A 13944-nucleotide genomic window follows, 5' to 3' on the forward strand; every position below is an offset into this window, starting at 1 on the left:
TGCGGCGCTATTTTTGTATCTGGCTTTCATTATTCATAGCTGATTAGGTTATAATCTGTTGTATTAGCAGTACTGGAATAAAGTTATGGAATACCAATTCATTCGCGATCCTATTAGTGGGTTAAGAATTAAAATTAGCAGCGAGCACGCGATTATAGGCCGTTGGTTAAATGAAGAAATAGGCAAAGACAAAGTGGCTATGGTGCAGGCACTTATTAGCTCGGTGAGTTCAAGCTTTGAGCCGGTAACACTTAAAGGCCAAGAAATTGACCTAATTCTTTCTAAAGATGAAGCGTTATTTGAAGCGCATGCGCTGCATCAAGATAACGAAGATATATTAGCCTACCAAGATGATGAACTCATGCTTGAAGAGAATGATTTAAGCAGTGGTTGTGGTTTTGAAGACTTTGTTGACCTGATCAATTCGTGGCATGAGTTTTCGGCTGGTCGTTAAGTTATATTATCTGTATTATTACCCTAATTATAAATCCAACAGTGGAACCAATATGTCTGCGAATTTAAACAAACTAGTTGTTATGCTAGAAATGCAAAATGCCATGAATACCAAAGTACATGAGCAATGGTTTAGTCAAGGCTTTGAGTGGTATAGAGCTATTTGGGTTGAATGTGCAGAAATGCTGGATCATTACGGTTGGAAATGGTGGAAAAAACAAACCCCAGATACTGAGCAAGTAATTTTAGAGCTGGTTGATATTTTTCATTTTGGTTTATCGCTACGTATCGACGGTGAGACCAGCTACGAGCAAATAGCAACACAGCTACAAACTCAAATGAGCGCCCCACAGCAAGGTGATGATTTTAAACAAACGCTTGAATTATTAGCAGCCAGTGCGGTTGCCAATAAAACCTTTAACGCGGCTGCTTTTGCCGGTTGTATGGCACAAATCGGTATGGATATTGATGATTTATATCGTGGCTATGTGGGTAAAAATACGCTGAACTTCTTCCGTCAGGATCATGGTTACAAAGAGGGTAGTTACATTAAAGTGTGGCATGGCAAAGAAGATAACGAACACTTAGTTGAAGTAGTTAAAAGCCTTGATACTGAGCATGCAGATTTTGCAAAACAGGTATATCAAGGCTTAGTAGCGCGTTACCCTCAGGGCGAATAAGCCAGGGTCTGTTGACCTTTGCGGATTACAATTTGTTCAAACTAGGGGCGGTTTAATCGCGACGCGAGGTTTGTAACCTAGTGGGCTAAGTAAAAACCGAGCAACAAAGAGTAAATCGCCCCTAGGCAGAACCCTTCGGGCAGCGCCTGTTTGGCATTGATGCTGCGTTATCGCCTATTTATGGGGAATAACCACACCACATAGGCTCTGCCTTGCCTAAATACCAAACAGACTGCTGCAAATTTAACCTTGAAAGATCAACAGACCCTAAATAAGCTTACGGTAATCGGTGACGCTTAAGTAATCGGTTATTTCGTTATGTGGTTGCTGGCTATTCGGGTTAGCAACCGCAAGTAAATGCTCAATGCCGTATTTTCGTGCGGCATTTAATACCGGTAAGCTGTCATCTACAAATAATGTGCGGCGTTTATCAAACCCTAAATCCCCTTGAACCTTGTGCCATAAACTTTGTTGCTCTTTACTTACCCCATATTCATGCGTTGACACCACCCCGTCTAAGTAGTTATCAATGGCGGTATGTTCAAATTTAAGCATTACGCATTCTGGATGAGCATTGGTAAGTAAAATGAGTTCTTTACCTGCACGTCGAAGTTCAGTTAAAAAATGCGGAACGTCTTCACGAATTTTGATTAAGTGAGCAGACTGGCGCTTTAGTTCGAGAATAGGTAAGTTTAGCTGTGCTTCCCAATAGTCAGAGCAGTACCACTGAATTTTGCCACTCACAGCCTGATAGCGTTTTAAGATATCTGCGCGGGCTGCCTCAAAACTGATATTTTGAGCCAGAGCATGTTGTTGTGGAACAACATTGAGCCAAAAGTCAGTGTCGTAATGTAAATCAAGTAAAGTCCCGTCCATGTCGAGTAATACAGTATCGATTTTTGACCAATTGAGCATGATATATCCTTGTGGAAATTGAGGCGTTAAATGACTACGTTGCGATGAAATGCTTGCAAGCGAAATATAATGGGCTCTGTTAATTGAACTTTAAAAACATATACCCAATGATGAAATATTAAGGGCGAATTCAATAACGCCAGATAAATATTTAACCTTAACTACGGGTAAGATATTTTATGATTAATTCTGCATTTAAATTGCTTTTAATTCAAACTGAAACTCGCATCTTATACTCATTTGGGTATATGATTAGTATAACTGCAATGATAGCAAATTGATGCCCATGACACAGAAAAAGCACCCAACACCACCACAAATTCTCAGTAATAATGTTGTCGCTAAAAGTCGCTTATTTACTGTGGAGTCTTTAGAACTAAAATTTTCAAATGACGAAGAGCGTCAGTATGAACGAATTCGCGGCGGTGGCCGTGGAGCCGTTATGATTGTACCCATCACAGCTGAAAACGAACTACTACTCGTTCGAGAGTATTGCGCCGGCACCAATGATTATCAGTTAGGTTTCCCTAAAGGATTAATTGACCCCGGTGAAACACCTGAGCAAGCGGCAAACCGAGAGCTCAAAGAAGAAATTGGCTTTGGTGCTGAATACTTTGAAGCACTTAAAACGGTCACTATGGCGCCTAGTTATTTCAATGCCACTATGCATATTCTCTTTGCTAAAGATTTATACCCTGAAACCCTATTAGGTGATGAGCCAGAGCCATTAGTGCTTGTTAAATGGCCACTTGCGCAGTGGCAGTCGCTATTAGAACAACCTGACTTTACTGAAGCACGTAGTGTTGCCGCTCTGCTATTATTAGATAAGTACTTAGCCTCAGGAGCGACTAATGGATAAATTACTTGAACCATGCATAACACTTGCCCAAAGTGCAGGTGATGCAATTATGGCTATTTATAAAAAAGATGATATTGGTCAACAAGAAAAATCAGACAATACGCCAGTTACTAAAGCAGATTTAGCCGCAAACGATGTACTTGTTGCTGGCTTAAAAGCGCTAGCTCCCGATATTCCTATTATGTCCGAAGAGACGCCGATCCCAGCATTGGAAGACAGGCAGCACTGGCAACGCTATTGGCTGCTTGATCCGATGGATGGCACCGGTGAATTTATATTAGAAAGCGGCGACTTTGCCGTTAATATTGCGCTGATAGAAAATAATCATCCTGTATTGGGAGTGATTCATTGGCCAGCAAAAGACGTGACCTATTTTGCTACCGCTAATAATGGGGCGTTTAAGCGTAAAGGCGAGCATGATAAACAAATATTTGTAGCGCCTCCCGAAAGTTTAACTTTGGCTGTAAGTCGCCGCCAAAAAATAGAAGCCGTGAGTCAGTATTTAAATGCGCAATTTGCAACGGTGGCTTTAGGCTCATGTTCGCTTAAAGCTTGTATTGTTGCTGAAGGGAAAGCTGACTGCTTTTTAAGAATTGGTCCCACTGGTGAATGGGACACTGGCGCATCACAAGTAATAGTTGAAGAGGCTGGGGGGTGTATTACCGATGCTGAGTTTAACCCTCTGACCTATAACCAAAGGGAAAGCACAGAAAACCCAGACTTTATTGTTATGGGGCATCCCGATTGGGAGTGGCAAAAAATGATAAACCCACATCAGCGATTAGTGTAATAATAGCCGTTTGATGGGTTTTTGTTCACTTAAACGTTTTTAATTAGTAAAACCTTGCATTATAGGTTTATTCCTATATTATAGCGCTCTCTTCGAAACAGGCTTGTGCATAACACGATACTGTTACAAAGAAATTACAGGCGCGGGATGGAGCAGCCTGGTAGCTCGTCGGGCTCATAACCCGAAGGTCGTCGGTTCAAATCCGGCTCCCGCAACCAATTTCCTTTAGAGGTTTTAGGTTACTGTAAACTCTAACTTAAGAGATTAAATTAAGTAGTCGATAGACTTAAAATATACAGGCGCGGGATGGAGCAGCCTGGTAGCTCGTCGGGCTCATAACCCGAAGGTCGTCGGTTCAAATCCGGCTCCCGCAACCAATTTTTCATTGGAAGCCAAGTTGTAATGTAAGCAACTATAAATAAATCTGCAATTTCAGGCGCGGGATGGAGCAGTCTGGTAGCTCGTCGGGCTCATAACCCGAAGGTCGTTGGTTCAAATCCGGCTCCCGCAACCACTGAAATAACATGTTTTATTAAATCGACACTCTACAAGAGTGTTTTTTTATGCCTAAAATTCAGTGAAATGGGTAGCTCGTCGGTCTCAGCTCTCCATTAGCTAGCAAAGGTTGTCGGTTCAAATCCGGCTCCCCGCAACCACTGAAATAACATGTTTTATTAAATCGACACGTTAAAGCGTGTTTTTTTATGCCTAAAATTCAGTGAAATGGGTAGCTCGTCGGTCTCAGCTCTCCATTAGCCAGCAAAGGTCGTTGGTTCAAATCCGGCTCCCGCAACCACTGAAATAACATGTTTTATTAAATCGACACGCCTAAAGCGTGTTTTTTTATGCCTAAAATTCATATTCCCTCACGCTATTTTTAACACGTATTTCTGCTGTTCTTTTCTAATTCTACTTTTTGAAAGTGTTATTGCTGAATATTTAGTATGCTATGCGTTAAACTCTTTAAAACTTTTTGTTATCAAAATTATGACTGAACTCTATCACTGGTTTGATTTAATTGGCGTAGCGGTATTTGCTATATCGGGCACCTTGGTTGCCTATGAAAAGAAAATGGATGGCTTTGGTGTGGTTGTGCTTGCAACCGTTACGGCTATTGGTGGCGGTACTGTTCGCGATGTGATACTCGATCAACCCGTATTTTGGTTACACGACCAAAGCTACTTCTATGCTATTTTAGCCGCAGTGCTTGTTACAACACGACTGATCAATAAACAAAAATCGATTCCTTATTATGTTTTACAAACAGCCGATGCATTTGGTTTAGCCTTTTTTGCGGTAATGGGAGCACAAAAAGCGCAATTGGCCGGTATGCCTGATATGACGGTTATTATTATGGCGGTGATCACCCCCTGTTTTGGTGGATTAATTCGCGATGTGCTTGCCCGCGATATTCCTATGCTGCTCAAAGGTGAGCTCTATGCTATTACCTGTATTGCTGGTGGTATTGTGTATACCTTAGGTATAAACCTATCTTTAACGGTGGAAGTGGCGATGATCTTGAGTATGTTAATGACCTTATTGCTGCGCTTTTCGGCCATTAAATGGAAGATTATATTACATGTTTTTAAATATCCTGACTAAACTGGTTTAATACAGCAGTTAACTAGGATAAGGAATGTCGTTAGCCCGTATATTTTCTCGCGCACAAGTAGGAATTAATGCCCCCGAGGTTATGGTTGAAGTGCATTTAGGGAATGGTTTACCTGCATTTCATATTGTCGGCTTACCCGAAGCATCGGTTAAAGAGGCCAAGGATAGAGTACGCAGCGCCCTTGAAAACTCTCAATTTGGATTTCCCGATCAACGTATCACCGTTAATTTAGCACCTGCCGATTTACCAAAAGACGGCGGGCGGTTTGACCTTGCGATTGCGGTAGGCATTTTGGTCGCATCGGGGCAAATAGTCTGCCCTGATATTCATAAGTATGAGTTTTATGGTGAGCTTGCACTTAATGGTGAAATACGTGCAGTGAATGCTATTTTACCCTCAGTGCTCGGGGCTAAAGAGCAAAACCGTTGTTGCTTTCTTCCTCTTGAAAACGATAGTTTGGCCAGCCTTGTCAGCGGTGTAAAACGAAAAGCGGTAAGCTCTATACAAGAGGTGTGGGGAGACTTACTCAACCAACAACCTTTACCATTGAATATTGCCTACCCTGACTGTACCCAAGCGCCAGACTTTTTACTCGATTTAAGTGATGTAAAAGGCCAACCCGGTGCTAAACGAGTACTAGAAATTGCTGCCGCAGGTGGACATAACCTACTATTTTTAGGGCCACCAGGAACCGGCAAATCAATGCTTGCGCAACGAATGTCTACAATAATGCCAACCATGTCAGATGATGAAGCCATTGATACTGCTGCTTTGTATTCCATTATTGGCCACTCAATCGATTTAACCAATTGGCGTCAGCGACCATTTCGAAATCCTCATCACACTTGCTCTGCAGTTGCGCTGGTAGGCGGTTCGTCTAACCCTAAACCCGGTGAAATATCGTTAGCGCACAATGGCGTATTATTTTTAGATGAGCTGCCTGAATTTGAGCGCAAAGTACTGGACTCGTTACGAGAACCCATGGAAACCGGAACCGTGACGATTTCGCGCGCGGCAAGACAAATGGAATTTCCGGCACAGTTTCAGCTTATTGCAGCACTTAATCCCAGCCCGACAGGGTGCCATCATGATAAACGGGCGACCCCTGATCAAGTGATGCGTTATTTATCGCGGGTATCGGGACCGTTTATCGATAGAATTGATTTGCAAATTGAGCTCCCTAGACTAAGCAGCGTGGAGCTACAAAGTACGACTGCAGAAGAAACCAGTGCTGAAGTGAGAGCGCGAGTAGAAGCGGCTTATGCAATACAATTAAAACGCCAAGGTAAAGTGAATGCGCGGCTAAATAACAAGGAAATGAGCTTATACTGCGAGTTACCCGCTGCGGAGCTACAGTTTTTAGCTAGAGCCAGTGAAAAGCTGGCGTTATCGCCGCGCTCTTATCATAGAGTGATAAAAGTAGCGCGTACCATTAGTGATTTAAAGGGCGCGCCACAAATTAGTTTAAATGAGCTTAAAGAAGCGCTTAATTATCGGGCGTTTGAGCGTTTATTATCGCAGTTAACCCAATACTAAATAGATAGCATATAGCCTTTACCACGCACGGTGACGATGCGTTTTTGATCTTTCTCATCGTTAAGCTTTTTACGTAAACGACCCACTAACACGTCTACGGTACGATCGTTGGGGCTCCAATCAGGCTGGCCAATTTCTTCTGATATTTTTTCACGTGAAGTGGCTTTACCGGCATTGCCGATTAAACAAATAAGCACTTTATGCTCTGCTTCGGTGAGCCGTGATTCAATCCCACTGGCTGTAATGAGTGTGCGGTTATCTGGATGGAGTTTAAAATCAGCGTATTCGATAAACTCTTCACTGTCATCGTCGTGTTGATTGTTTGCAATACGTTTGTATAAAGCGCGCATTCTCAACTCAAGCTCGAGTAAATCGACAGGCTTGCAAATATAGTCATCGGCACCTTGAGCAAGACCAGCAATACGATCAGCTTGTGAGTCACGGCTCGATAACAAAATAACACCAATATCGGTGAGCGTATTTAACTCTTTGGCAAGTTGTAAACCATTGCGCTTTGGCAGCACAATATCAATAATTGCCAAGGAAATAGCACTGCGCTGATTTACACGGCTTTTGACCATGCTTAAAGCATCGGCACCCGTTGCGTCAACGTCAATAGAGAACTCGGTATTTATAAAATGATTTTGGATGCGCTTTACTAGCAGCTCGTCATCTTCAACCAATAAAACATTAATTGCCATAGTCTGTTATTTTTTTAATAGTAGCCTTGCATGTTAGCATTATTCGTTACATGCATAACACAGAGTTTAATTTTTTTCGGTAACTTTATATTACAAAAAAGAATAATGAAATTACCTTTGTATTGCGCACTTTTTATAAATTATTTTAAGTGCGCATTTAAATGACTACTGGCCGTACATTGAATCCCACCATTGTGGTTCATTTTTTAACTTTTTATCAAAGTAAGCCAACATAGTGTTCCACCAATTAAAGCGCTTATCGCGAGCAAATATTTGATGATCGGCTCCTTTGTACTCAATCATTTCAACATCTTTATTTAGCAGTTTTAGCGCGGTGTACATAGTTAAGCTTTCACCTACTGGCACATTCGTATCGCTGTCACCATGAATAAGCAGTAATGGCGTGGTCACTTTATCGGCATGAAACACTGGGCTATGTTGGCTATAAAGTTCAGAGTTATTCCACGGGAAACTATTTTTAGAGGCTTCGCCTGAGTATAAATATCCCCACCATCCTTCACCCCAGTAAGAAGTTAAGTTTGAAATTCCCGCATGAGCAATAGACGCGCTGAACATATCGGTTTTAGTAGCAAGCAGCATCGTCATAAACCCACCGTAAGATGCCCCTAAATTACCGACTTTACTTCTGTCTACAAAATCATATTTAGCTAAAAATGCCTCTGTGCCTTGCATAATGTCATCGGCGGTATAATCGCCCCACGCATTGACATGTTGCGCTGAAAAAGTTTGTCCAAAGCCCGTTGCACCAGTTGGCTGTACCACATAAACCACATAGCCGTTTGCTGCCCATAAATTAAAAGGGTAACGCCCTGTAAATCCACGAGTCACAGGTGAGGTGCCACCATAGTAATAGACCAGAGCAGGGTGCTTTTTAGTTTTATCAATATTACTTGGCAAGTAAACACGACCAGATATTTCTACGCCACGCTTATTGGTAAAGTTAAATTCTTCAAGCTTAGGAATCGTGGTATTGGCATATGCAATCGGGTTTGAATCCCAGATTAACTCCACCTTATTTTTGCTTACGTCAAAGCGCTTGAGTTGTTGGGCGCTTGAAGCATTACTGCCAGAGAGCAGTAGCTGGGTATTGCGAGTATTTGAAAAACTAAACTGTTCTACAATATCAAACCCTGTATCTAACTTTTTAAAGCGTTGTTTACTCAGATCATATAAATACAGTGGTTGGGTGTCTTTTTCTGTCACTTTGATTAACGCATCGCCATTGCTTAGTACTTCCAATGTGCCAATCGCAGGGTCAAATTGTTTACTTAACGCCGTTACTTTTTTAGCGTTATCGGTTAGTAAATACAGCTGGCCATCATAATTATTCGCCAGCATAGTTTGCGGTAGTACTCTGCCTGCGCTATTTTTAAAATCAGGGCCTGCAACAACATAAATATTGTTTGCGGTATATTTCGCTTGATTAAAGGTTTTAAACTTACCTAACGATTTTATGCTGTTGGATTTTAATGTAAGTTCAACCAGCTCAGTCTTTGGATGGGTTGAGGCTTGCATGGCCATTACTGGACGACTTATTAATAGTTTTCCACGGTTGCTATTAGCATCTTCAAGTTGATGGCTTAATACGCCTTCGGTCAGGGCTTTGGTTAAACCACTGTGGGTATCGAGTAAATATAATTGGCTAACCGTACGGGCGTAAGACCAACGGTCTTGCAAGCCTTTATGATGTTTAGTGAGGCTATTGGTTTTTTCAGGTGATTTGGACCAGCTAAAAAGAATACTATTATCGTTGTAATAGCTAAAGTTGCTTGCCCCCTCAAGGCCTGAGGCTAAGGTTTTTATAGCGAAAGTTTTACGGTTTAACTGCTTTAATTCGCCGTTGAGTAAATAGACTAAAAATTGATTATCAGGACTCCAAGTGAATTGGCTAGGCTGCGCTTCTTCAAATCGGTATACCGTTTGGTTATTAGTATTTTTAAGCTCGGTTGTGGTAATGGCGTCGTTGCCTGTTTTATCGCTGTAACGCTTTGTTGTACTTAAGTAATGCTTAGCATCAGGTGACAAAGACAAGCCGCTAATAGTTGGGGCGTCAAACAATTGCTTAGCCGATAAGCGCTTGGTCTTATTTGTCGTTAGGGTCACGGCGTCAGTTTCTGCTTTTGGCACAAACTCTAAGGTGACATCATTCCAATTAGCAACCTGTTGAGCAATGACAATAACGGTGTGTGAGCCGTTATTTAAAGCAAGCTGATAGCGTTGGTTTTCACCACTTTGTTTCTCACCGTTAATAAAAACCTGGCCTTGCTCTATTCCTTTAATGTTTAAGGAGCCTTGAGTAAATCGGTTAGTTTCAATATTAAATTTAAGTGCTTGTAAACCGCCTAAAGTAAGCGCGTTAATTTTATCAAGTGGTTGCCACTTGTGCTTTTTACCAAACACAACAAAGCTTTCTTTGTTTGATTCAAGTTGTGCAAGCAGATTATTGATAATCACGTCGCCATGCGGTGTTTGAAATGGCTTTGCTTGCATGTCTTCTGCAAGAGGCCCGATAAACTGAATTTTTGATTGATCGAGTGGGGCAGCTAATGCCGTTAAACTCAAACTACTTAATGTGAGTAGGGCTGCCAAGTGAGTAAAACGTTTTGCGTAACGATGCCAAGGTGCGCTTAAATTCATTGCTATGCCTATTGTTATTGGAGATTTGGCCAAATATAGCATGTATTGTTATGATGCTCATATATCCAATTTAGAGGAAAAAAAGTGACACTATTAATCGTTTACATGGTTACAGCGATTGTGATTTCGTTTCTATGTTCTGTCATGGAAGCGGTGCTATTGAGCATTTCACCTAGTTATGTTGCGCTGCTTCGTAAAGAGCGGCCAGTACTGGCTAAGCAACTAGAGAAGCTAAAAAGTAATATCGATCAGCCATTAGCGGCTATTTTAACACTTAATACTGTTGCACATACTGCCGGTGCTGCGGGCGTGGGTGCACAGGCTGCCGTGGTGTTTTCAGATGCGGCTGTGGGGATTGCGTCTGCAATTATGACTTTATTGGTACTGGTGTTATCTGAAATTATTCCTAAAACGCTGGGGGCTAATTATTGGCGTGCTTTAACGCCTAGTGTGACTTATGGTTTACGTATTTTGGTACTAGTCCTTAAGCCTTTTGTTTGGGCAGCACAAAAGCTAACTAATTTGATGGGTCAAAAGCATAATGAGGCCTATTATATTCGCCAAGAAATAGAAGCAATGGCCGACATTGGTAGTGAGTCTGGGGCGCTTCATGCTGATGAATCAGAAATCATTCGTAATTTGCTGCACTTTAGGCATGCAAAACTAACCGATTTAATGACACCGCGTACGGTCATTTTTAAAATCCATAAAGATCTTACCGTTAATCATTACTTGAGTGAACACGGTTCGTCGTCATTCTCTCGAGTGCTAATTTATGACAAAGACGCTGACGATATCATAGGCTTTGTACATAAAAACGATATTATGTTGGCATATCATCGGTTAGGCACAGATTACAAAATTAGTAAGTTAGTTAAACCTATCTATACGGTACCGAGCACCCAAAATGTATCGTCGCTATTACAAACATTGCTCACCCAACGTACCCACATTTGCTTAGTGATTGACGAATACGGTGATGTGCAAGGAATTGTAACGCTTGAGGATATGATAGAAGCGTTAATGGGCTTAGAAATTGTGGATGAGCGAGATCAATCAACCAATATGCGCGCCGTAGCAAAGCAGCGTTGGCACCAGCGTTTAGCTGATAGTGAGCATATCGTCAGCGCCGACGATAATGAATCTCGTTAGCTGTTTTTTGTTTTAGCAGCTGTTTTTATCCAGTGTTGGGCCCACGAGATAAATTCAGCTTTTGCTTTTGGGCAACTAAATAAAAAGCCCTGTATAGCTAAATTTGTTTGATAATGCTTGAGGTAGGCCAGCTCTTCGGGGCGCTCAACCCCTTCGGCCACTAATTCAAGCTGCTCTTGGGTTGTCATATTAATCAGTGAGCTGACTACCACTTGAGAAAACTTATCGGTTTCTATGTGGCTAATAAAAGAGCGATCTATTTTTACTTCTGTAAATGGCAGCTGTTTCAGTTGGTTAATATTAGTAAAACCAGTGCCAAAGTCATCGAGTGAAATCCCAAAGCCGAATATTCTTAATCTATTTAAGGTTTCGAGTTGTGTGTAGCTTGAAAGGGCATGCTGCTCGGTTATTTCAAGCACCACATCACTGGGTAAAACATCATGTTTTTGTAGAAGCTGTAATAACTTATTGGGGCTGTTTAAATCATCTAACTGACACGGCGATAAGTTAAATGACAATTTCAAATTTGTACCCAGCTGCTCTTTTAGCTGCTTGATGTCACCACAGGCTTTTTCAAATAGCGTAAACGTAATGTCATTGATTAAATCGCATTGCTCAGCCAGGCTGATAAAACGGCTTGGTAAAATAACTCGTTCGTCTTTACTTGATACAATGCGAGCCAGCACTTCAACACTTTGTATTTGATTGGTGTTTATATTTATTTTAGGTTGATAGTAAGGTGTTATTTCATTATTTTTTAATGCGTTAATTAGTTTTTCTTTAGTGATTGGGCGCTCTTTTACAAGTGTGTGGCTGTTTAACTGAGCGATTTTGGTAAGTAACGTATTTACCTGATTGAGTTGCACAGGCTTAGATAGGTTGCCAATTAAATGCACATTGTGCTGTTTAGCGAGGTCAGCGGCTAGGCTGATTATTTTAGGGTCCATTTCAGAAATAATAACAATTGCACCGCAATAGCCTATTTCACCTAAGTTACGGATCAGCTCCATGCCATCCATTTCTGGCATATTTAGATCGGTAAATATGGCATCAAAATAGTTTATATCAGCTTTTACTTTTTCAAGTGCTTTAACTGGGTTTAAGCAGGTGGTTGTGGTTTGCGACATTTCGAGTTCATTAAAAATAGCTTTCATGACAATCAAAATGGCTTTTGAGTCATCGACAACGAGTATGTTTGGTAATTTTGTGCGCATTGTTGTCCTTAACTTAACAGTCGTAATTTATATCCTTCTGTTTTAAAAATAGTCGCTTGAATTGTTTTTGTCAGTATTTATTGCTGTTTTAAATTTTAAATATCAGCAAAATCCAATCGACAAATTATTCTATCTCACTCGTGTTTTTTAGGTGGGTAGGTATACTAGCGCCATAATTTATAATGGTTATAATACCAAGCCGCAATAATACTTAATCATTTTGAGGGGCAAGTCAGACGCGAGCTGCGTTAAAAAATTCTCCTTAAGAGCAACTAAATAACGAAGTTTTTGCCTTGCTATCGACAGGATTTTTCTGCCTCAAAATAGCACCCCTAATTAAGCGAACTGATATAACAATGATAAAAATCGATCTGAATCTAGCCGAACAACCGTTTACGCTTATGCTAGATAAGCAACAAATTGTAAAAATATTTCATGATCAGCAAGCGATTGCATTTGAAAATCCACGTGAAAACTATGTTGAGTTTATGCTTGATGAGCAGCTAATTGGTATTGATAGCAGTGACGTTAACCAACAGAGTATTGCGCTATTTGTAGATAATCAGTTTGCCACTCAGCTGGCTTTACCTGTGGCGGCGCAAGGCGAATCTAAAAAAGGCTTTTTGGGACTTGCGGCGCTAGGCTTTAAGTTATTTAAAAGTGCTAAGGTGGTTAAAGTGGCGCTAGCGAGCGCATCGGTGGCCGGTTATGCTTGGCTGTTTACCATTGAATTTGCGTTAATGCTGATTGCTTGCCTAGTGGTACATGAATATGGCCATGTGCGAGCTATGAAGTATTTTGGGATAAAAACCAAAGGCATTTATTTAATTCCTTTTGTAGGCGGGTTAGCCGTTAGCGACGATAAAATAACTACGCGCTGGCAAGATGTGGTGATCTCACTAATGGGCCCTGCCTTTGGTTTGTTTACCTCAGTGCTAGGCGTGGTGCTTTTTTACGCCACAGAAATGGAAATATTTGCAGGCGTTGCGGTACTTAGTGCACTGCTTAACTTATTCAATTTACTGCCTATTTTACCGCTTGATGGCGGACATGTTTTAAAGAGTATTAGCTTTTCAATGCGATCGTGGGTGGGGCTGAGTGTATGTTTATTGGGAGTGTTATTTGGCTTATGGCTAAGTTACACCTTTGGTTTAATGTTATTAGTGTTCTTTTTGTTTGTTGGGGCGCTGGAAATTGTGTTTGAATGGCGCGGCCGTCATTATTCGCATTTATTGCCATTAGATAAATATGGCCAAGGCTTTTCAGCGGTCATGTATGCGCTGGTGGTTGCAGGTCATGTAGCAGTGATGATGCATTTTGCTGACTCTGACAATCCAATACTGAGTTTGCCAATGAAAATTTTATCGAGCTAAC

The 13944-nt window shown here is 41.2% G+C and carries 12 protein-coding genes and 3 tRNA genes; 11 read left to right on the forward strand and 4 right to left on the reverse strand.

The window, feature by feature from the left end; genetic code table 11:
- Positions 1-85: 85 nt before the first annotated feature.
- Entirely contained in the window at positions 86-454 is a 369-nt protein-coding gene (locus tag PSM_RS00655) for a YacL family protein (protein ID WP_013463756.1), read from the forward strand.
- Positions 455-506: 52 nt separating this feature from the next.
- Positions 507-1133, forward strand: a complete 627-nt coding sequence (locus tag PSM_RS00660; protein WP_013463757.1) for a dUTP diphosphatase — start codon at positions 507-509, stop codon at positions 1131-1133.
- A 267-nt stretch (positions 1134-1400) separates the two neighbouring features.
- On the opposite strand, the gene yrfG is transcribed toward PSM_RS00660, so the two are convergent.
- Positions 1401-2048 (reverse strand): GMP/IMP nucleotidase, encoded by a 648-nt coding sequence (gene yrfG, locus PSM_RS00665; RefSeq protein WP_013463758.1) that lies wholly within the window; start codon positions 2046-2048, stop codon positions 1401-1403.
- Between the two features lie 286 nt (positions 2049-2334).
- On the opposite strand from yrfG, the gene nudE reads away from it, so the two are divergent.
- From nudE to PSM_RS00700, 7 genes are all read left to right on the forward strand, one after another.
- Complete coding sequence (nudE, locus tag PSM_RS00670; protein ID WP_024601288.1) at positions 2335-2907, forward strand: ADP compounds hydrolase NudE; 573 nt, start codon at positions 2335-2337, stop codon at positions 2905-2907.
- Positions 2900-3697: a 3'(2'),5'-bisphosphate nucleotidase CysQ gene (gene cysQ / locus PSM_RS00675; protein WP_013463760.1), complete on the forward strand. Its 798-nt coding sequence runs from the start codon at positions 2900-2902 to the stop codon at positions 3695-3697. Before nudE ends, cysQ begins: the two co-directional genes overlap by 8 nt.
- Positions 3698-3838: 141 nt before the next feature.
- Positions 3839-3915 (forward strand) — tRNA-Met (locus PSM_RS00680).
- An 82-nt stretch (positions 3916-3997) separates the two neighbouring features.
- Positions 3998-4074, forward strand: a tRNA-Met gene (locus PSM_RS00685).
- A 60-nt stretch (positions 4075-4134) separates the two neighbouring features.
- Positions 4135-4211 (forward strand) — tRNA-Met (locus PSM_RS00690).
- Positions 4212-4684: 473 nt separating this feature from the next.
- Positions 4685-5299: a trimeric intracellular cation channel family protein gene (locus PSM_RS00695; protein WP_013463761.1), complete on the forward strand. Its 615-nt coding sequence runs from the start codon at positions 4685-4687 to the stop codon at positions 5297-5299.
- Between the two features lie 34 nt (positions 5300-5333).
- A complete protein-coding gene (locus PSM_RS00700; protein ID WP_013463762.1) occupies positions 5334-6845 on the forward strand; it encodes a YifB family Mg chelatase-like AAA ATPase in 1512 nt (503 codons plus the stop codon).
- Here the strand turns inward: PSM_RS00700 and PSM_RS00705 are convergent.
- Positions 6842-7546 carry a response regulator transcription factor gene (locus tag PSM_RS00705; RefSeq protein WP_013463763.1) on the reverse strand — a complete coding sequence of 235 codons (705 nt, stop codon included), beginning with the start codon at positions 7544-7546 and terminating at the stop codon, positions 6842-6844. The two genes, PSM_RS00700 and PSM_RS00705, sit on opposite strands and share 4 nt — an antisense overlap.
- A gap of 165 nt (positions 7547-7711) precedes the next feature.
- A complete protein-coding gene (locus tag PSM_RS00710; protein WP_013463764.1) occupies positions 7712-10204 on the reverse strand; it encodes an alpha/beta hydrolase family protein in 2493 nt (830 codons plus the stop codon).
- Positions 10205-10288: 84 nt separating this feature from the next.
- Here PSM_RS00710 and PSM_RS00715 point away from each other — a divergent pair, with 84 nt between their 5' ends.
- Positions 10289-11356 (forward strand): CNNM domain-containing protein, encoded by a 1068-nt coding sequence (locus tag PSM_RS00715; RefSeq protein ID WP_013463765.1) that lies wholly within the window; start codon positions 10289-10291, stop codon positions 11354-11356.
- On the opposite strand, the gene PSM_RS00720 is transcribed toward PSM_RS00715, so the two are convergent.
- Positions 11353-12570 (reverse strand): EAL domain-containing response regulator, encoded by a 1218-nt coding sequence (locus PSM_RS00720; protein ID WP_013463766.1) that lies wholly within the window; start codon positions 12568-12570, stop codon positions 11353-11355. The two genes, PSM_RS00715 and PSM_RS00720, sit on opposite strands and share 4 nt — an antisense overlap.
- Before the next feature lie 356 nt (positions 12571-12926).
- Between PSM_RS00720 and PSM_RS00725 the strand changes: the two genes are divergently transcribed.
- Positions 12927-13943, forward strand: coding sequence for a metalloprotease (locus PSM_RS00725; RefSeq protein WP_013463767.1), 1017 nt, complete (start codon positions 12927-12929; stop codon positions 13941-13943).
- The last annotated feature ends 1 nt before the right edge of the window (position 13944 follow it).

This window comes from Pseudoalteromonas sp. SM9913, assembly GCF_000184065.1.
GTDB lineage: Bacteria > Pseudomonadota > Gammaproteobacteria > Enterobacterales > Alteromonadaceae > Pseudoalteromonas > Pseudoalteromonas tetraodonis.